At 32.8% G+C, this 18,972-nt stretch carries 19 protein-coding genes; 16 read left to right on the top strand and 3 right to left on the bottom strand.

The window, feature by feature from the left end:
• Window positions 1-68 precede the first annotated feature (68 nt).
• On the bottom strand, window positions 69-848 hold the full coding sequence (locus tag DMB71_RS21860) for a 5'-nucleotidase C-terminal domain-containing protein (RefSeq protein ID WP_111369725.1): 780 nt from the start codon (window positions 846-848) through the stop codon (window positions 69-71).
• 47 nt (window positions 849-895) lie between these two features.
• On the opposite strand from DMB71_RS21860, the gene DMB71_RS21855 reads away from it, so the two are divergent.
• From DMB71_RS21855 to DMB71_RS21780, 16 genes are all read left to right on the top strand, one after another.
• Window positions 896-1,408 (top strand): DUF6913 domain-containing protein, encoded by a 513-nt coding sequence (locus DMB71_RS21855; protein WP_111369724.1) that lies wholly within the window; start codon window positions 896-898, stop codon window positions 1,406-1,408.
• Between the two features lie 15 nt (window positions 1,409-1,423).
• Complete coding sequence (gene dapA / locus DMB71_RS21850) at window positions 1,424-2,305, top strand: 4-hydroxy-tetrahydrodipicolinate synthase (RefSeq protein WP_111369723.1); 882 nt, start codon at window positions 1,424-1,426, stop codon at window positions 2,303-2,305.
• A gap of 137 nt (window positions 2,306-2,442) precedes the next feature.
• Window positions 2,443-3,237 carry an outer membrane protein assembly factor BamD gene (locus DMB71_RS21845; RefSeq protein WP_111369722.1) on the top strand — a complete coding sequence of 265 codons (795 nt, stop codon included), beginning with the start codon at window positions 2,443-2,445 and terminating at the stop codon, window positions 3,235-3,237.
• Between the two features lie 9 nt (window positions 3,238-3,246).
• Window positions 3,247-3,564, top strand: coding sequence for a DNA-directed RNA polymerase subunit omega (locus DMB71_RS21840; protein ID WP_008463064.1), 318 nt, complete (start codon window positions 3,247-3,249; stop codon window positions 3,562-3,564).
• 7 nt (window positions 3,565-3,571) lie between these two features.
• A complete protein-coding gene (gene coaBC / locus DMB71_RS21835; protein WP_111369721.1) occupies window positions 3,572-4,783 on the top strand; it encodes a bifunctional phosphopantothenoylcysteine decarboxylase/phosphopantothenate--cysteine ligase CoaBC in 1,212 nt (403 codons plus the stop codon).
• Between the two features lie 73 nt (window positions 4,784-4,856).
• The gene (gene porD / locus DMB71_RS21830; RefSeq protein WP_111369720.1) at window positions 4,857-5,741 is read left to right on the top strand and encodes a type IX secretion system protein PorD; all 885 of its coding nucleotides are present in this window, start codon (window positions 4,857-4,859) and stop codon (window positions 5,739-5,741) included.
• A 63-nt stretch (window positions 5,742-5,804) separates the two neighbouring features.
• Window positions 5,805-7,457, top strand: a complete 1,653-nt coding sequence (recN, locus tag DMB71_RS21825; protein ID WP_111369719.1) for a DNA repair protein RecN — start codon at window positions 5,805-5,807, stop codon at window positions 7,455-7,457.
• Window positions 7,458-7,557: 100 nt separating this feature from the next.
• Window positions 7,558-8,748 carry an enoyl-ACP reductase FabV gene (gene fabV, locus DMB71_RS21820; protein ID WP_111369718.1) on the top strand — a complete coding sequence of 397 codons (1,191 nt, stop codon included), beginning with the start codon at window positions 7,558-7,560 and terminating at the stop codon, window positions 8,746-8,748.
• Window positions 8,749-8,875: 127 nt separating this feature from the next.
• The gene (locus tag DMB71_RS21815; protein ID WP_111369717.1) at window positions 8,876-9,874 is read left to right on the top strand and encodes a glycosyltransferase; all 999 of its coding nucleotides are present in this window, start codon (window positions 8,876-8,878) and stop codon (window positions 9,872-9,874) included.
• Between the two features lie 2 nt (window positions 9,875-9,876).
• Window positions 9,877-10,473 carry a dephospho-CoA kinase gene (gene coaE, locus DMB71_RS21810; protein ID WP_111369716.1) on the top strand — a complete coding sequence of 199 codons (597 nt, stop codon included), beginning with the start codon at window positions 9,877-9,879 and terminating at the stop codon, window positions 10,471-10,473.
• A gap of 59 nt (window positions 10,474-10,532) precedes the next feature.
• Window positions 10,533-12,122, top strand: a complete 1,590-nt coding sequence (locus DMB71_RS21805) for a sensor histidine kinase (protein ID WP_111369715.1) — start codon at window positions 10,533-10,535, stop codon at window positions 12,120-12,122.
• 3 nt (window positions 12,123-12,125) lie between these two features.
• On the top strand, window positions 12,126-12,842 hold the full coding sequence (locus DMB71_RS21800) for a response regulator transcription factor (protein WP_008463080.1): 717 nt from the start codon (window positions 12,126-12,128) through the stop codon (window positions 12,840-12,842).
• A 721-nt stretch (window positions 12,843-13,563) separates the two neighbouring features.
• Window positions 13,564-14,325, top strand: a complete 762-nt coding sequence (locus tag DMB71_RS21795) for a hypothetical protein (RefSeq protein WP_162614865.1) — start codon at window positions 13,564-13,566, stop codon at window positions 14,323-14,325.
• Window positions 14,315-15,706 (top strand): RtcB family protein, encoded by a 1,392-nt coding sequence (locus DMB71_RS21790; RefSeq protein WP_111369713.1) that lies wholly within the window; start codon window positions 14,315-14,317, stop codon window positions 15,704-15,706. The genes DMB71_RS21795 and DMB71_RS21790 overlap by 11 nt, the downstream gene beginning before the upstream one ends.
• Before the next feature lie 13 nt (window positions 15,707-15,719).
• Window positions 15,720-16,409 (top strand): peptide chain release factor H, encoded by a 690-nt coding sequence (gene prfH, locus DMB71_RS21785; protein WP_111369712.1) that lies wholly within the window; start codon window positions 15,720-15,722, stop codon window positions 16,407-16,409.
• The gene (locus DMB71_RS21780; RefSeq protein ID WP_111369711.1) at window positions 16,396-16,929 is read left to right on the top strand and encodes a hypothetical protein; all 534 of its coding nucleotides are present in this window, start codon (window positions 16,396-16,398) and stop codon (window positions 16,927-16,929) included. The genes prfH and DMB71_RS21780 overlap by 14 nt, the downstream gene beginning before the upstream one ends.
• A gap of 194 nt (window positions 16,930-17,123) precedes the next feature.
• Here DMB71_RS21780 and DMB71_RS21775 read toward each other — a convergent pair whose 3' ends face one another.
• Both DMB71_RS21775 and miaA read right to left on the bottom strand, forming a co-directional pair.
• Window positions 17,124-17,870, bottom strand: coding sequence for an acyl-[acyl-carrier-protein] thioesterase (locus DMB71_RS21775; RefSeq protein WP_111369710.1), 747 nt, complete (start codon window positions 17,868-17,870; stop codon window positions 17,124-17,126).
• A 68-nt stretch (window positions 17,871-17,938) separates the two neighbouring features.
• Window positions 17,939-18,859 carry a tRNA (adenosine(37)-N6)-dimethylallyltransferase MiaA gene (gene miaA, locus DMB71_RS21770; protein ID WP_111369709.1) on the bottom strand — a complete coding sequence of 307 codons (921 nt, stop codon included), beginning with the start codon at window positions 18,857-18,859 and terminating at the stop codon, window positions 17,939-17,941.
• Window positions 18,860-18,972: the final 113 nt, after the last annotated feature.

Below are 18,972 nucleotides of genomic sequence, written 5' to 3'. Positions count from 1 at the left end.
TAAAATTTGTGCAAATTTGTGTAATTGCTTCGCCTGTTCGCTATCGCTCGAGTCGTGGCGAACCCTTTTTATTCTTCTGTGATTCTGATATTTTTAGGAGCCACTACTGTGTCTACTTCTTTAAAATAATCAATTAATACATCTCTAAGTTTGTAGTTTAAGTCAAACTTCTGAGTGCTTTTTGCAAAGAAAGTCATGCTGTCTCCGCCATTTGCTAAATAGTCATTTGTGGCAACATAATACGTTTTGTTTAGATCAAGCGGTTTGCCTTGCACCATGATATCTTTTGCTTTATTGTCTTTTGTAATAGTAAAGGTCATTCCAGACAATGGCTGAGGTTTTTTCTCCTTAATAATATAGGCAGCAATATCTAAGATCTGATCACCTTTTAAAGCCATCACAACTAAACTATTTTCAAAAGGCATAATTTCAAAAGCTGTTCTGGTTGTAACATTTCCTTTAGGAAGAATAGCACGGATACCACCATGATTTAAAAGACATACATCAATATCTTTCTTTTCACGAGCATTAAAAACAATGTTTCCTCTCTGTACGCAAACATCGGCCATTAAGCTTCCAATGCCAGTTTGCCATTTTCCTGTGCTTTTGTCTAGAGTTTCTGGGCAATAGGCCAATACGTTATCCAAATCCTGATTAATATGATCGCGATAAGGTTTAATGAAGTTTTCAATTGCAGAAGTTTCTCCAGCTTTTTCGGTAACTGGAAGTTGTTTTCCTTCAATTTTAGTTAAATTGTAGTTCTTTGTACTACAAGAAGAGATTGAAAAAAGTGTTAAGAATATAACAAAAAGTTTTAAAAATCCGTTATACTTTTTTAGTTTTACCATTTTAAATGCAACTTAAATAATTAATTTTGTAATCTAGTAAAAGTACTATGTTTTTAAATTATATAAAGGAATTTTTTGTAAAAAAATCATTAAATGTTAATTTAAATAATGAAAAAAGCGAAGTATTTACTAAAAACGTTCAAACAATTGGTTTATTGATAGATGAGAGCATTTTTCAATCTTCAGAAGCATTAATTAAGGAGATAACACTCCACGGAATCGCTTTAGAAAACATAAAAGTTCTTGCCTACAGAGAAAAATTTAAGGAAAAAGAGACCTATTCTCATCCAACTTTTGGTAAAAAACACATCAATTGGAAGGGAGAAATTACAGAAGGTTTCTTAAAAGAATTTATAAGTTCAAAATTTGATCTTTTGCTAAGCTATTACGATGTTGAAAATGTTTTTTTGATGTTGGTAACCTGCAAATCAAAAGCTAAATTTAAAGTCGGATTTTCTGCTGTAGATCAAAATGTGAATCGTTTGATGATTAATACAGGATTAGGAAACTATAAACTGTTCGTTTCAGAATTGTTTAGGTATTTAAAAAATATAAAATAAATTATAATTAATAATATGCAATCATTAATAGGAACTGGTGTTGCGCTTGTAACGCCATTTAAAAAAGATTTTTCAGTTGACATTGAGGCTTTACAGCGAATTGTAAACTTCTCTATAGATGGTGGAGTGGAGTATCTTGTGGTAATGGGAACAACGGCAGAAAATGCAACCCTTACAGCAGAAGAGAAAGAGTTGGTTATAAAGACTGTAATCGATGTGAATAAAGGAAGATTGCCTCTAGTTTTAGGAGTTGGAGGTAATAATACTATGCAGATTGTAGAAGAGTTGAAAACAAGAGATTTTTCGGCTTTTGAAGCGATATTATCTGTTTCTCCATATTATAATAAACCAACACAGGAAGGAATTTATCAGCACTTTAAAGCAATTGCTGAAGCTTCTCCAGTTCCTGTAATCTTATATAATGTTCCAGGAAGAACGGCAAGCAACATGCTTCCTTCAACAGTGGTGCGTTTGGCTAACGATTTTAAAAATGTTGTGGCAATTAAAGAAGCTGCTGGAGATATGGCTCAAGCAATGCAGATTATTAAAAACGCTCCAAAAGATTTCTTAGTGATTTCTGGAGATGATATGCTGGCGCTTCCAATCGTTTTAGCGGGTGGAGCAGGAGTTATTTCTGTAATCGGACAAGGTTTTCCTAAAGAATTTTCAGAAATGATTCGTTTAGGATTGAATAAAAAAGCAACAGACGCTTTCAAAACACATTACTTTTTATCAGACAGTATCGATATGATTTTTGAGCAGGGAAATCCAGCCGGAATCAAACAAATCTTCCAAGCGCTTGGAATTGCTGAGAATACTGTTCGTCTTCCTTTAGTTTCTGTAGATGACTCTCTCGCAACAAGACTAAATGACTTTGTAAAAAACAGCATTAAATAATTGTTAAAGTGTTAGTATTTTAAGATACTAAAAAATTATTTTGCAGTAGCTAAATTAATAACTAAATTTGCCACCGAAACTTCGGTGCGATTTCACTTTGGCATAATTGTCTGAGAGATTGTAATAACAGTAAGAAAATGAAAAAAACACTATTGCTTTTAATTGTTGTAACTCTTTTTTATTCTTGTGGAGAATATCAAAAAGCGTTGAAAAATGAAGATGTTGCAGCAAAATTTGAAATGGCAACAAAAATGTATGATGCCGGTAAATACACAAAAGCGATTCGTCTTTTTGAGCAATTAGCCACTTCTTACAGAGGAAAACCTCAGGCAGAAAAGCTTTTTTACATGTTTTCGCAATCGTATTATAAAACAAAACAATACTATTTGGCTGGTTATCAGTTTGAGGCGTTTGTTTCGGGATATCCACGAAGTGAAAAAGTGCAAGAAGCTGCTTTTTTAGGAGCTTATAGTTATTCTAAGTTATCGCCAGTTTACAGTTTAGATCAGGCAGATACTGTAAAAGCATTAGAGAAATTACAGGCTTTTATTGATAATTATCCAAATTCAGAATACATTCCGCAAGCAAATGAGGCAGTTCAAAAGCTGAATGGTAAATTGGAGAAAAAAGCATACGAGAATGCTAAAGGGTACAATACAATTTCAGATTATAAATCGGCACTAATTGCTTTTGATAATTTTATCGCTGATTTTCCTGGAACACCTTTCAAAGAAGATGCGTTGTTTTATAAATACGATTCAGCATATAAATTGGCAATTAACAGTATTCCTTCAAAAATGGAAGAACGTTTGCATGTTGCGCAAACCGCTTATGCTAATTTGATGAAATTTAAAAGCGATACAAAATACAAAGAAAAGGCAGACGAAATGAATGCCAGAGTTGAAACAGATTTACAAAAATTTACTAAATAAAATAAAGTCATGGATTTAAAAAAGACGAATGCTCCTGTAAACACAATAACTTACAACAAAACAGTTATTGAAGAGCCAACAGGAAATGTGTATGAGGCAATTACCATTATGGCTAAAAGAGCAAATCAAATTAATTCAGAGATTAAAAAAGAATTGACTGAAAAATTAGAAGAGTTTGCTACTTATAATGATAGTCTAGAGGAAGTTTTTGAAAATAAAGAACAAATTGAAGTTTCTAAATTTTACGAAAAATTACCAAAACCACACGCTTTAGCTGTTCAAGAATGGTTAGACGGTAAAACTTACCACAGAAGTTCAAACAAATAATAGTACAATGTCAGTTTTAAACGGGAAAAAAATTTTACTGGGTGTTTCCGGTGGAATTGCAGCGTATAAAACAGCCACTTTAGTACGACTTTTTATAAAAGCAGGTGCACATGTCCAAGTGATCATGACACCTGCTTCTAAGGATTTTGTAACCCCACTTACATTATCTACCTTATCAAAAAATCCAGTACATTCAAGTTTCTTTAATCAGGATGATGAAGACGAGGTTTGGAACAATCATGTAGAATTGGCTCTTTGGGCAGATTTTATGCTGGTTGCGCCTGCTACTGCAAATACTTTGTCTAAAATGGCGACAGGAAACTGTGATAATCTTTTAATTGCTGCCTATTTATCAGCAAAATGTCCAGTTTATTTTGCGCCTGCAATGGACTTGGATATGTACAAGCATCCTTCAACTTTATCTAGTTTTACTGCGTTGAAACAGTACGGAAACATTATGATTCCTGCTGAAAGCGGAGAATTGGCCAGTGGTTTGTCTGGCGAAGGCCGAATGGCTGAACCTGAAAATATTGTTGCTTTTTTAGAAGCTGATTTAGAGAGTAAACTGCCATTAAAAGGAAAAAAAATACTAGTTACGGCTGGCCCAACATACGAAGCGATAGACCCTGTACGTTTTATTGGAAATCATTCTTCTGGTAAAATGGGATTTGATATTGCAAATGAAGCGGCAAGCTTGGGGGCAGAAGTGTTTTTAATTGCAGGTCCGACTCATTTAAAAGCGAAAAACAGTCTGATAAAAGTGGTTGATGTTATTTCGGCTCAAGAAATGTATGATGCTTGCCATTTGTATTTTAATGAAGTTGATGTGGCAATTGCAGCAGCAGCTGTTGCAGATTACAGACCAAAATTTGTTGCCGATCAAAAGATTAAAAAAAGTACAGAAGAATTTTCGATAGAACTTGAAAAGACAAAAGATATACTGTCTTCTTTGGGAGCTATTAAAAAAAATCAGTTTTTAATCGGATTCGCACTAGAAACTCAAAATGAAATTGAAAATGCTAAGTTGAAAATTCAGAAAAAAAACTTAGATTTGATTGTTTTAAATTCCTTACAAGATAAAGGTGCCGGTTTTAAAAAAGAAACCAATAAAGTGACTTTTATTGATAAAAATTTCGAAATAGAACCAATGGAATTGAAATCAAAAGAATCTGTAGCGGCAGATATTCTGAATAAAGTTATTCTGCATTTTTCAAAATAATAAACTTAGAATATACGCCTAAAACATAAATTGGGAACAACTTGTGTTTGTAAAATTAAATATGTAGACGATTATGAGTAAGATAGTTACATTGTTAGTGTTTTTAAGCTTTGGTTTTGTACAGGCTCAACAGCTAAATTGTACAGTGACTATTAATACAGAGCGGTTAACAAATCCAAATAATCAGGTTTTTAAAACGCTCCAGACTTCTTTGGCTGAATTTGTAAATAAAACAGATTGGACAGGATCAGCTTTAAAGCAAAACGAGAGAATAAACTGTTCAATGTATATTACTTTGTCGTCTAATAGTTCAGATCAGTTTACAGGAACCATTCAGGTTCAATCTTCAAGATTAATTTTTAATTCTACTTATTCTTCTCCAGTTTTAAATTATAACGATAAAGATTTTAATTTCAGATATACAGAATACGAACCTTTGTTGTTCAATCCAAATACCTACGATTCAAATCTGGTTTCTGTGATCTCTTTCTATTGTTATGTTATATTAGGAATGGATGCTGACACTTTTCAAATGGGTGCAGGAAATCCGTATCTTCAAACCGCTCAGAATATTGCCAATGTAGCGCAGCAAGGCGGTTTTAAAGGATGGAATCAATCTGATGGATTGCAAAATCGTTATTATTTGATTAACGATATGATTGCACCTACTTATAGCGATTTACGTCAGACAACTTATGCTTATCATACAGGATTAGATGCAATGACTATGGACCAAAAAGCGGCAAAAGAGAAAATAAAAAATGCTTTACTTTTAATAGGAAAGCTAAATTCAGTGAAGCCAAATGCTTTTATAACCCGAGTTTTCTTTGATGCAAAATCAGATGAAATTGTTTCTATTTTTTCTGGAGGGCCAAGCATTCCAATTACAGATTTAACAGATGTCTTAAATAAGGTTTCTCCGTTAAATTCTACCAAATGGTCGCAGATTAAATATTAATCTCGTTTCCATTTTTATAATCCACTTAAAACTCTTTAACTCTCATTTTTATAAAATTGCCCTATGATTACATCACTGTCAATTAAGAATTATGCTCTTATCGAAAAACTTGCCATAGATTTTTCTAAAGGTTTTTCTATAATTACAGGTGAGACAGGTGCAGGAAAGTCAATTATTTTAGGAGCTATTGGTCTTGTTTTAGGTAAAAGGGCAGATCTTACTTCGTTAAAAAATAAAGAAGAAAAATGTGTTATTGAAGCGCAATTTGAAATTGGAAAATACAATTTAAAAGAATTTTTTGAAGCTAATGATTTGGATTATGAAGATGAAACCATCATTAGAAGAGAAATTTTACCTTCTGGTAAATCTCGTGCTTTTATAAATGACAGTCCGGTAAATCTTCAGGAATTGCAAGATTTGAGTTTGTATTTGATTGATATTCATTCGCAACAGCAAACTCAGGAATTGTCAGATGAAAATGTTCAGTTTAAAATTATTGATGCTATTGCAAACAATAATGAAGTAATTGCAGAATATCAGAAACTACTGAAATCATATAAATCAGATAAATCAAAGTTAAATGCATTGCTTAAAAAACAAAGTGATGCAGGAAAAGAACAAGAGTACCATACATTTTTATTGAATGAATTGGTGGCAGCTCAGTTAAAATCTGGTGAGCAAGAAGAATTAGAAGCAGATTATGAAAAACTGAATAATGTTGAGATAATTAAAGAATCTCTAGATAAATCTTTATCAATTGCAAATGAAGAACAATTTGGTGTTTTTCATAATCTGAATGAAATCAAAAATGCACTGCAAAAAGTGGCTCCTTTTTCATCAGAATATCAAAATTTGTTTGAAAGAATTACAAGTTTGACTATTGAGTTTGATGATATTTCTAAAGAATTGGAAAATTGTTCAGAGAAATTGTTAAACGATCCAGCGCAGTTAGAATTGATAAATCAGAAACTGCAATTGATTTATAACCTGCAAAAAAAGCATCAAGCGGGTTCTGTAGATGAGCTTCTTCAGATTCAATCAGATTTAGGAAACTCTTTATTGGAATTGGATAATATGGATGAAGAAATTGCTTCTTTGTCTAAAATTATAGAAGAGAAAGCAGTGGAATTGGATGATTATGCATCGAAAATACATGACAACAGGGTAAATGCAATTCCGAAATTATCAGAACAGCTTGTTTCTATTTTAGAGACTTTAGGAATGCCTAATGCTCGTTTTAATATGGAATTGTTGCCTTCTGAAACGTATTTCCAAAACGGAAAAGATGAACTTCAATTTTTATTCTCTGCAAATAAAGGAACTGATTTTGGGTTATTGAAAAAAGTAGCTTCAGGTGGTGAGATGTCTCGTATCATGCTGGCTGTAAAAGCAATTCTAGCTAAGTACTCAAAACTTCCGACTTTAATTTTTGATGAAATTGATACAGGGGTTTCTGGAGAAATTGCGATCAGAATGGGAGAGATTATGAAAGAAATGAGTAATACAATGCAGATTTTTGCCATTACACATTTACCGCAAATTGCAGCGAAGGGAGATTCTCATTTTAAAGTTTCTAAAGCAACAATTGATGATGATACGCAGTCAGAATTAAAGTTGTTGTCTCAGGATGAAAGAGTTATAGAAATAGCTCAAATGTTATCTGGTGCAGTTGTTTCTGATTCGGCTTTAAATCACGCGAAAGCCTTGTTGAACTAAAGAAATACTTTATATTTGTCATCGAAAAAATAAGTAAACAAACGGGAATAAGCACTCATTTACCTAATAAATAGCTTATTAACGAATAAATAAAATAAGTATGATTATAGAACCTAGAATGAGAGGATTTATTTGTTTGACTGCCCATCCAACGGGAGCTGAGCAAAATGTAAAAAATCAAATCGAATACGTAAAATCTAAAGGAGAAATCGCTGGCGCTAAAAAAGTTTTAGTAATCGGTGCTTCTACAGGTTTCGGATTGGCTTCAAGAATTACTAGTGCTTTTGGTTCTGGTGCGTCAACAATTGGAGTGTTTTTTGAAAAACCACCAGTTGAAGGAAAAACGGCTTCTCCAGGATGGTATAATTCTGCAGCATTCGAGAAAGAAGCTCATAAAGCAGGTTTATATGCAAAAAGTATCAACGGAGATGCATTTTCAAACGAAATTAAGAGAGAAACTTTAGATTTAATCAAAGCTGATTTAGGTCAAGTAGATCTTGTAATTTATAGTTTAGCTTCTCCAGTACGTACAAACCCAAATACAGGAGTTACACACCGTTCTGTTTTAAAACCAATTGGACAGACGTTTACAAATAAAACAGTTGATTTTCACACAGGAAAAGTTTCTGATGTTTCTATTGCTCCAGCTAACGAGGAAGATATTGAAAACACAGTTGCTGTAATGGGCGGAGAAGACTGGGCAATGTGGATTGATGCTTTGAAAGCTGAGAATTTGTTGGCTGAAGGGGCTACAACAGTTGCTTATTCTTATATCGGGCCAGCGTTAACTGAAGCAGTTTACCGTAAAGGAACTATTGGTCGTGCAAAAGATCATTTAGAAGCTACAGCATTTACTATTTCAGATTCTTTAGAATCTATCGGAGGAAAAGCTTATGTTTCTGTGAATAAAGCTTTAGTTACACAAGCAAGTTCTGCAATTCCGGTAATTCCGTTATATATTTCTCTTTTATACAAAATCATGAAGGAAGAAGGAATTCATGAGGGTTGTATTGAGCAAATTCAGCGTTTATTCCAAGACAGATTATACAATGGTTCTGAAGTTCCTGTTGATGAAAAAGGAAGAATCAGAATTGATGATTGGGAAATGCGCGAAGATGTTCAGGAAAAAGTGGCTAAACTTTGGTTGGAAGCTACAACAGAAACATTGCCAGAAATTGGTGATTTAGCAGGATATAGAAGTGATTTCTTAAACTTATTCGGATTTGAAGTTCCAGGTGTTGATTACAACGCAGACACAAACGAAGTTGTTGAGATTGAAAGTATCAAATAGCAATATTTTACTACTAGTAAACAAAAAACCATCAGCCAAAAGTTGATGGTTTTTTTGTGAATATACCATATCTTTGTTAAAATTTTAAAACAATAAAAATATACCCTTTAATAACGCGCATTCTGCTATGATTTTTTCTTTAATTATACCCGTGTATAATCGTCCAGATGAAGTTGATGAGCTTTTAGAAAGTCTCTCAAAATCTGATTATAATGAAGCTTTTGAAATTGTTCTTGTCGAAGATGGATCTTCAGTTCCATGTCGAGATGTGGTGATGAATTATCAAGGAAAATTAAATATATCGTATTATTTTAAAGAAAACTCTGGACCAGGAGATTCTAGAAATTTCGGAATGCAGAGAGCCAGAGGTGATTATTTTATCATTTTTGATTCAGATTGTATCATTCCATCTCAATATTTGACAGAAGTTCGTAAAGAATTAGATGCAAATTATGTGGATTGTTTTGGCGGACCAGATAAAGCGCTGGATAGTTTTTCAGATATTCAAAAAGCAATCAATTTTGCAATGACTTCTTTTTTAACAACTGGCGGAATTAGAGGTGGTTCTGAGAAAATTAATAAGTTTCAGCCGCGAAGTTTTAATATGGGAATTTCCAGAAAAGCTTTTGAAGCATCAAAAGGTTTTGGAAATATTCATCCAGGTGAAGATCCAGATTTATCAATTCGTTTATGGAATTTAGGTTTTGAGACAAGACTTTTTAAAGACGCCTACGTATATCATAAAAGAAGAATCGATTGGGAGAAGTTTTCTATTCAAGTAAACAAATTTGGTATTGCCCGACCAATTTTAAATAGTTGGTATCCAGAACATAATAAGCTGACTTTTTTCTTCCCGACATTTTTTATACTCGGATTATTATTAGCTTTTTTATTGTTAATCTTTAATATCGATATTTTATTACAATTATATTTCGTATATTTCGTTATAATTTTTCTTACAGCAAGTGTTCAAAACAAAAGTATTAAAATTGGATACCTATCTGTAATAGCTGTGTGGAAACAGTTTTATGGTTACGGAACAGGATTTTTACAATCATATGTGAAGGTAATTTTGTTAAAGAAAAAGCCACAAGAAGCTTTTCCGCGTATGTTTTTTAAATTATAAGAATGGCAAAAGTTATTGGGCTTACAGGAGGAATTGGCAGCGGAAAAACTACTGTTGCAAACTATTTTGAAGAAATGGGCGTTCCTGTTTATATCGCTGATGACGGTGCTAAAAGAGTAATGCAATCAAAAAATATTCTCTCAGAAGTAAAATCTGCTTTTGGTGGCAACATTTTTGATGGAGAAGTTTTAAATCGTGCCAAATTAGCACAGGTTGTTTTTAATGATAAAGAGCAATTAGCAAAATTGAATGCTATTGTACATCCAGCAGTAAAATTAGATTTTGAAGAATGGGTGAAAGAACATAAAAATCAAGATTATGTAATTTATGAAGCCGCTATTTTGTTTGAAAGCGGGCGATATAAAGACTGCGACGTAATTATAACCGTTACAGCTCCAGAAGAAGTGAGGATTGAACGAGTGATAAAACGAGATAAAACAACCCGCGAACAAGTTTTAAGTAGAATGAAAATGCAGTGGGATGATGAAAAACGAATTTCTAACAGCAATTTCGTGATTAATAACAATAATCTTAAAAATGCTAGAGAAGAAGTTGTTAAAATTCTTAAAATTTTAAATATAAAACAAAAACAGTCTTAAATGTTAATATTTGGTTAATGTATTATTTAGTATATTGTTAAAATATTAATTTTGTTTCGATGAATAAATTATTTTTTAGAATACTTGTTTTACTGATGAGTCTGTCCTTGATAGGGATAATTCTGGTTCAAGTGTTTTGGTTCAATTCTTCGTTCAAAAATAATGAAGAGCAGTTTAAATACCACGTTACTCAAGTAATTGGAAATGTTGCAGATAAGCTGGAACAACAAGAAGAGTACAGTTTCTACGACAAATATAACCGTATAAAAGACAGTACGGGGAAAATTCCAAAAAAAGAAGATTTACTTGAGGTACTCTATGTACAAAGAAACCCAAAAACGAATAAAACAATTGTTTATTCGAGTACGTTAACATCTGAAGATTATGATATCAACGGTTCAGTTTTTAACAAAAAATTCAGTAGTGAGCGTTTTAAAAATTTTAGTTCTAAAAGAGTAACTGAAGTTTATAATAACAACAATGGAATTGATAATAATAATAGTTTAGGACAAAGTATAATTCCTGACCTAAAAATTGAAAAATCAGGAAGCTTAGATATATTAAATAAAGTTCAGCAGCAAATTCAATATAAAGATATTGCTTCTTTAACTCCAATTGAAGGGAGGGTGACAAAAGATAAACTTTTTAAATTATTAAAGAAGGAGCTCGAAGAATATGGTGTAAAAACAAAATTTGAATTCGGAATATATAGTAACGGTAATCCAACAAAAATAAAATCTGATGGATTTCATTATGATAAAGAAGCCACTTACAGTATTCCAATTTATACAGACAATGAAGGAAACAGTAGATATGAACTCTCTGTAACATTCCCTCACAAAAAGAAGTTCTTACTATCCGAATTATTAAGTATAACTATTTTATCGATAGTTTTTACATTAATTATAATTGTAGCATATACGAGTGCCTTAAACCAGCTTTTGCGTCAGAAACATATTTCTGAAATTAAGACAGATTTTATTAATAACATGACTCATGAGTTTAAAACGCCAATTGCGACAATAAATTTAGCATTAGATGCTATTAGAAGTCCTAAAGTTATTGAAGATAAAGAAAAGGTTTATCGATATCTTCAAATGATTCGGGATGAAAATAAAAGAATGCACGCTCAAGTCGAAAATGTACTGCGTATTTCTAAACTAGAAAAGAAGGAACTTGATATTACAAAAGAGCCTACTATAGTTACAGATATTATTGACGATGCAATTGAGCATGTAAATCTGATATTAGAAGACAGACAAGGAACTGTCGAAAAGCATTATAATGCAGCCAGAACAACAGTTTTGACAAATGAAGTTCATTTTACAAATGTGTTGGTTAATATTTTAGAAAATGCAATAAAATATTCACCAGATGCGCCTAAAATTGAAATTTTTACAGAAAATGTGAAGGACATGATTCTGATAAAAGTAAAAGATCATGGTTTGGGAATGAGTAAGATAGCTCAGAAACGAGTTTTTGAGAAGTTTTACAGAGAACATACTGGTGACCTTCATAATGTAAAAGGGCATGGTTTAGGATTGGCATATGTAAAAAGAATAGTGGAGGATCACAATGGTCAAGTATATGTAGAAAGCGAAAAAGGAAAAGGTAGCACCTTTATAATAAAAATACCATTAATAAATTAAAATATGGAAAATACTAACAAAAGAATACTTTTAGTAGAAGATGACCTAAATTTTGGGGCGGTTCTTAAAGATTATCTAATGTTAAATGACTTTGAAGTTACTTTAGCTAAAAACGGTATGGAAGGTTTCGAGAAATTCAAGAAAGATGTATACGATTTATGTATTCTTGATGTAATGATGCCTTATAAAGATGGTTACACTTTAGCCAAAGAAATTAGAGAGAAGAACAGTGAAGTGCCAATTATATTCTTGACAGCAAAATCTATGAAAGAGGATGTGTTAAAAGGATACAAAGCTGGTGCTGACGACTATTTAAATAAACCTTTTGATTCTGAAGTTCTTTTAATGAAAATTAAAGCAATCATTCAAAGAAAATCTGCAGATACAAAAGCAGAACAAGTACAGTTTGAATTTAATATTGGTAAATTTCATTTAAATTCAAAATTAAGATTCCTTACTTTCCAAGATGAGGAGCCTATTAAATTATCTCCAAAAGAAAATGAATTGCTTAAAATGCTTATTCTTCATGAAAATGACTTAATGCCAAGAGAATTAGCTTTAACAAAAATTTGGAGAGACGATAACTACTTTACTTCAAGAAGTATGGACGTTTACATCGCTAAATTGAGAAAATATTTAAAAGCTGATGAAGATGTTGAAATCTTAAACATTCACGGAGAAGGTTTTAGATTAGTAGTAAAAAGCAAAGTTTCTGAATAATTAGTTCACCAAAATATAATATAAGCTCTGAGAAATCAGGGCTTTTTTTGTGCTTAAAAAGCTTTACTGCTTAATCTGGTCATTTCTACGAAGGAGAAATCACACGCGTAATTCGACAAAGATTCGCGATTTTGTTTGCGGAATTTCTAGTGTGATTTCTCCTTCGTCGAAATGACAAACTTTGCGGAAAACACTGGAATTTATGTTTTTTTTGTTATAATTTCTTTTATTTGAAGCTGTTTCCTGCTATCCCGCTTATATCTTTTTCTTGCTAAAGGAGCAAGAAAAAGGATACCGCTTCTATCAGGACTAGGGCTTTAGTTTTCAGATAGATAATGTGTGTTTTTACAATTCGATGAACGTGTTAGTTGTTTTTTTACATGAATTTTCTTTAAAATAAATTTGGAAAATCAAAAAACAATTCTGAATATTTGCAGACGAAAAAAATAATAACCCTTTAAAACGAAGAAAAAATGTTTGTATTTGCATCGACATCACAAAGCTTCACACCAAATGAATTTGGTGCAGCAATTCTTCGTGGCTTATTTCAATCTTAGAAATATATTTTTTGATATATAAAAAAGCCCGAAGACAATAAGTTTCGGGCTTTTTTTATTCTAGACACTTCAAAAATTTTCCCGAAAATCGATTTTTAGTATTATCCGCAAGGATAAAATTTTTAAGCCTTTTAGGCTTTAATTTAATGCACGATAATTTTTTTATGGAAAATTATACGGTAGACGAGTATGCATTATGTACTCGTTTTAAAAGTAGAAGAAGAAAGAAAAGATTAGTAAAAGAAGATTTTGAAAAACAATTAATTCAGTTAAGAAAGCTTGAAGCTGATCTTTGGAAAAAACGTAGAGACTTACCATTGGTTCCTTTAGAAATTCCTTATCAAAAAGGCTGGCAACGTAATTTTAAATTAAGAGAAGATATTGCCAGATCAAGTGAAGCGACATTTTACATAGAATTATTGGAAAAAATAAATACATGGCAGTTTTCTCATGAAAAAGATTTTAAGAAAAAGAAAAAAAGAAAAAGAAAACATGTGTATGTTGAAAAACTCCAGACTGTAAAAGAGTTTTCGGAATGGGAATGGAAAAGTTCAAAACTGGAATTGACCGAAAAAGAAAAAGCCCATTTTTATAAAAGGGAACGTTGGTGCAGCAATTGCAAACGATATAAAATTCATTACGTATTTAATGAACCTTGGCGGTATGTGCTTCGTGTTAGCCCTTATATGATAACACATACAAAAATGGTCGATTCAGATTTAGAAAGTCAAATTCAACTAGTTGACAATTATATTGTTAATCATAATCTGAGAAATAAAATAAATAGATTAATACACGGCAGTTCTCATAAATGGAGTTATTATGAAAATGAAAATCCAAAAGAGATCAGCCCAATTAAAAATAAAAGTCTGCACATTTTGTATCAGCAATATGCAGACGAAATGATAGAAAATCATGGGAAATAAATTATCTGGAAAAGACCTGATTAAACTAGGTTTTCCAAAGAACAATTCAATAAACATAGCCTTAGGGCAGATAAACAGATATAGAAAAAGAGAGAAAAAAGAATCTATTCTAACAGAAGCGAAAGATGTTTTGTTAAATCCTGAAAAATATGAAGGAAACGGAACTTGGGGAAAAGTAGCTGAAGGTTTGATAAAACCTGTTCAGATAAGAATGCATCAGCTTAAAAATACTAGAGCGCCGTTTAAAATTTTTGGAGAAAATGAAATCGATGAGCAGGCAAAATTTCAATTGTATGATTCGTTGAAACTGCCAATTTCAGTTGCAGGTGCTTTAATGCCAGACGCGCATTCGGGTTACGGATTGCCTATTGGTGGCGTATTAGCAACTGATAACGCTGTGATTCCATACGGAGTTGGTGTAGACATTGGGTGTAGAATGAGCCTTTCGATTTTTGATTTGCCAGCTTCTCATTTTAAAGGAAAAGAACATCAGTTGGAAGCCATTTTAAAAGACAATACAAAGTTTGGAATGTATGAGACGCACAATTCACGTGTAGATCATGAAGTGTTTTACAATAGTGGATTTCAAGATATTCCGTTATTGAAAAATCTTCTTCCAAAAGCCTATAAACAATTAGGAACGTCGGGCGGAGGAAACCATTTTGTGGAATTTGGAATCGCAAAAATTGAAAATCCTGAAAACGAATGGAAATTGGAAAAGGGAGAATATTTTGCTGTTCTTTCTCATAGCGGTTCTCGCGGATTAGGGGCAAATATTGCGAAGCATTATACGTATTTGGCAACAAAACAATGTCCGTTACCTAAAAACGTACAGCATTTGGCTTGGCTGGATTTGAATACTCATGACGGTCAAGAATATTGGCTGGCAATGAATTTAGCTGGAGAATATGCAAAAGCCTGTCATGATGATATTCACAGACGAATTGCCAAAGCGATTGGAAAAAGAGTTGTGGTAACAATTGAGAACCATCACAATTTTGCTTGGAAAGAAGCCGTGAATGGTCAGGAATGTATCGTGCACAGAAAAGGAGCAACTCCTGCAGGAGAAGGTCAATTGGGAATTATTCCAGGTTCGATGACTGCGCCGGGTTTTATTGTAAAAGGAAAAGGAAATTCTGAAAGTTTAAATTCGGCTTCGCATGGTGCAGGACGTTTGTTTTCGAGAGCAAAATGTAAAAGCACTTTTACACAAAGCCTGATTAATAAAGAATTGAAGAAACACGAAGTGACTTTAATCGGTGGGAATATTGACGAAGCTCCAATGGCATACAAAGACATCACGAAAGTAATGGCGAATCAAACTGATCTAGTTGAAGTTTTGGGAACTTTTACGCCAAAGATTATTAGAATGGATCGTTAAGAAGAAATTTAAAATGGAAAAAATAATTCAGATAACAGCGGGTCGCGGACCTGCAGAATGCACTTGGGTTGTTGCCCAAGTGCTTAAAAAAGTTTTGGAAGAAGCACAAGATCAGAATTTAGATGTGGTTTTACTTCAAAGAGAGAAAGGAGAAGAAAACGGAACTATTGAAACCGCATCGATTTCTGTAAAAGGAAAAAATGCTGATCAGTTTGTGAAATCTTGGGTTGGAACGATTCAGTGGATTGGTCAGAGTCAATTTAGAAAAATGCACAAACGCAAGAACTGGTTTATTGGAATTTTTGAAATTGAACAGCAAAAGAATGCTGTAGTTTCAGAGGATGATATTCAATATCAGGCCATGAGAAGTTCTGGAGCGGGAGGTCAGCATGTTAATAAGGTGAGTTCGGCAATTCGGGCAACTCATATTCCGACTGGAATTGCAGTTGTCGCTATGGACAGCCGTTCTCAGCACCAAAACAAAAAACTGGCAACAGAAAGATTATTTAAAAAACTAGAAGACGAGAAACTTACTCAGCTTAAAAATCATGTTGGAAAACAATGGGAAAATCAGCTCAATGTACAGCGTGGAAATCCAATAAGAATTTTTGCAGGAAGTGATTTTAAAAAGAACAAAGTAGAGAAAAGCTATAAAGGAACTCGTCAGAAATTAAAAAACGATTTACGCAATGAAAACAACTGATAAATACCTTTTTCAAGCCTTGGATAATTATCCGTTCTGGCTTGAAGGAACAATTGAATCTTTAGATTATGCTTTTTCTTATGATGATAAAAATACGATGGTTTTGTGTTTGTACGGAAGAATTCAGGCGGAACAATTAATGAATTATGAAGAGGCAAAATCTTATTTTCAGCAGGCTCTATCGATTAATATTCATGCGCTTGAAATCTATCCGTATTATTTAAAAACGTTGATTTTAAATGAAGATTATGAAGAGGCACAGAAATTAATTGATTTTGCTTTAACAGTAAAAGGAATAAATAAATCAGAGATTTACATCAAAAAAGCAATTCTGTTAGAAGTGCAACACGAATTTAAGGATGCTTTAAAAGAAATTAAGCAGGCAAAATTATATTCTATTCAGCATGATTATGATTCAGGAATTAGCGAGGTTGAAAAAAGAATTAAAGATAAAATTGATTTGCTGAAAAAGAAGAAAGAGAAGAAAGCTAAAAAAGATTTGAAGAAGAAATCGAAATGATTATGATAAAAAAACGATGCAAAATTTGCATCGTTTTTTTTATATACATCAATTTTGTCATTTCGACGAAGGAGAAATCTTCGCGAGAAGCTCGACAAAGATTTGATTTTCGTTGCGGAGTTACTTGTGGAGATTTCTCCTTCGTCGAAATGACAAAATTGTGGTAAATCTTTGTAGTAAAGAGGAATCGTAGTTTATTTCCAATGCAATTCCAAAGCAAAACAAGTTTTTTCACCTTTTGTAATGCTGAATGTTGCAGTTGTATGATCGTCGTCTTCACTTTCGTGAATTACAACATTATCTTGTAATGAAAGCTCTTTCATGAAATTCATCTCGAAACTTTTTACTTCTTGCTTTATAATTCTTTTTGGGTCGACATGATCCAAACACCATTCTAGGTATTTTACGTTATTTACATGGTTTACAATGTCTAAATCGGATAAATAAACTGTTTTTTCGAAAACGGCTTCTTTGTCATGATTGATATTGATTTTTGAAAAACCTTCTTCAGTTGCTCTTTTTTCTGGGAATAATTCAAAATGTTCGTAAGGAAGTGCTAAGGCTTCAGGACGACGCAATTGTGTATTGAAAACTGCCCAATATGTTTCGCAACCCACTATTTTTTTGCCATTTACGTACATTTCAAGTGCACGGACTGAACGCGAATTTTCAAGACTGTTAATCCATGTTTTTACAGTTACAATATCCTGCCATTTTGGTAAAGCATGAACTTCTACACGCATTCGGCTTAAAACCCACGCTTGATGGAATTCCTGCATGTCATAAAAGCTAATTCCTCCAACTTCTGAATGTGCAGCGGCGGTTAATTGTAAAATATTACACAAATCGGTATATTTTAAAAATCCGGTTGGCGTGCATTGCGTGAAATTGATTTCCCAGTCTTTGCTTAGAACTGAGGTGAAATTAGGAGATATTGGCATTTTTTAATTTTAGATTTTAGATTTTTCTTTTGAAAATAGAAGCAAGATGAAAGAAGAAAGACTTTCTTTTACTTTAGAAGATTTTCTATGTAATTTATAATTTCTTTTCTATCTGTTGCATAATCAAACCATTTCGTGTTTTCGTTTCGTTTGAACCACGTTAGTTGTCTTTTGGAGAATCTTCTGGTGTTCTTTTTGATTTCTTCTATCGCAAAAGGCAAAGTGAATTCTCCGTCAAAATAACTAAATAATTCCCTATAACCGACCGTTTGGAGCGCATTTAACGCTTTGTTAGGATAAAGTGCTTCAGCTTCTTTCAATAATCCTTCGTTCATCATGATGTCAACACGCTGGTTGATTCTGCTGTAAATGATTTCTCTATCGGCATCTAAACCAATTAGAATGGGAGTGAATTCTCGATTGTTTTTCTTTTGATTTAGAAATGAAGAATATGGTTTTTGTGATCCAATACAAACTTCTACAAAACGCATCATTCGCTGTGGGTTTTGTAAAGTCTGCGGATTTTCGGCTGTTATTTTTTGATAATAATCAGGATCTAAATTTTTCAGCTGATCTTGAAGATATTCAATTCCGAGTTTTTCGTAGTTCGAATTTACTTCAGAACGAACACTTGGGTCTATTTCAGGAAACTCGTCGAAACCTTTTAAAATGGCGTCAACATATAATCCTGAACCGCCAATGAGAATTACGTAATCATTTTTTTGAAATAATTCTTCGATTTTGGCTAAAGCTTCTTTTTCGTAATCGCCAACGGTGTAGTTTTCAAAAATGGATTTATTTTGAATGAAATGATGTTGGGCAGAATTTAATTCTTCTTGATTTGGAACAGCTGTTCCGATAGTCATTTCTTTGAAAAACTGACGGCTGTCGCAAGAAACGATTTCGGATTTAAAATGTTGTGCCAAAGCAATACTCAAGGCAGTTTTGCCTATAGCTGTTGGTCCGACAATGGTAATTAGGTATTTCATAGTTTTTAGCCCAGATGGAAATGGAAACCCCGGACTTATATTTGTTGAATTTTTTTTGGTGTAAAAGAGCGACCAACGGAAGCTCCTTTTATGCCTTAAAAAATTACAAATAT

It is taken from the genome of Flavobacterium tistrianum (assembly GCF_003254545.1).
In the GTDB taxonomy this organism is placed as follows: Bacteria; Bacteroidota; Bacteroidia; order Flavobacteriales; family Flavobacteriaceae; genus Flavobacterium; species Flavobacterium tistrianum.
This window is presented reverse-complemented; position numbering and strand designations above follow the sequence as displayed.

Coding starts and splice junctions, on each gene's coding strand:
- DMB71_RS21845 (WP_111369722.1), top strand. CDS start 2,443: ATGAAAAAAACACTATTGCTTTTAATTGTTGTAACTCTTTTTTATTCT.
- dapA (WP_111369723.1), top strand. CDS start 1,424: ATGCAATCATTAATAGGAACTGGTGTTGCGCTTGTAACGCCATTTAAA.
- DMB71_RS21860 (WP_111369725.1), bottom strand. CDS start 848: ATGGTAAAACTAAAAAAGTATAACGGATTTTTAAAACTTTTTGTTATA.
- DMB71_RS21805 (WP_111369715.1), top strand. CDS start 10,533: ATGAATAAATTATTTTTTAGAATACTTGTTTTACTGATGAGTCTGTCC.
- DMB71_RS21840 (WP_008463064.1), top strand. CDS start 3,247: ATGGATTTAAAAAAGACGAATGCTCCTGTAAACACAATAACTTACAAC.
- fabV (WP_111369718.1), top strand. CDS start 7,558: ATGATTATAGAACCTAGAATGAGAGGATTTATTTGTTTGACTGCCCAT.
- miaA (WP_111369709.1), bottom strand. CDS start 18,859: ATGAAATACCTAATTACCATTGTCGGACCAACAGCTATAGGCAAAACT.
- recN (WP_111369719.1), top strand. CDS start 5,805: ATGATTACATCACTGTCAATTAAGAATTATGCTCTTATCGAAAAACTT.
- porD (WP_111369720.1), top strand. CDS start 4,857: ATGAGTAAGATAGTTACATTGTTAGTGTTTTTAAGCTTTGGTTTTGTA.
- DMB71_RS21815 (WP_111369717.1), top strand. CDS start 8,876: ATGATTTTTTCTTTAATTATACCCGTGTATAATCGTCCAGATGAAGTT.
- DMB71_RS21790 (WP_111369713.1), top strand. CDS start 14,315: ATGGGAAATAAATTATCTGGAAAAGACCTGATTAAACTAGGTTTTCCA.
- coaBC (WP_111369721.1), top strand. CDS start 3,572: ATGTCAGTTTTAAACGGGAAAAAAATTTTACTGGGTGTTTCCGGTGGA.
- DMB71_RS21775 (WP_111369710.1), bottom strand. CDS start 17,870: ATGCCAATATCTCCTAATTTCACCTCAGTTCTAAGCAAAGACTGGGAA.
- DMB71_RS21855 (WP_111369724.1), top strand. CDS start 896: ATGTTTTTAAATTATATAAAGGAATTTTTTGTAAAAAAATCATTAAAT.
- DMB71_RS21800 (WP_008463080.1), top strand. CDS start 12,126: ATGGAAAATACTAACAAAAGAATACTTTTAGTAGAAGATGACCTAAAT.
- DMB71_RS21795 (WP_162614865.1), top strand. CDS start 13,564: ATGGAAAATTATACGGTAGACGAGTATGCATTATGTACTCGTTTTAAA.
- prfH (WP_111369712.1), top strand. CDS start 15,720: ATGGAAAAAATAATTCAGATAACAGCGGGTCGCGGACCTGCAGAATGC.
- DMB71_RS21780 (WP_111369711.1), top strand. CDS start 16,396: ATGAAAACAACTGATAAATACCTTTTTCAAGCCTTGGATAATTATCCG.
- coaE (WP_111369716.1), top strand. CDS start 9,877: ATGGCAAAAGTTATTGGGCTTACAGGAGGAATTGGCAGCGGAAAAACT.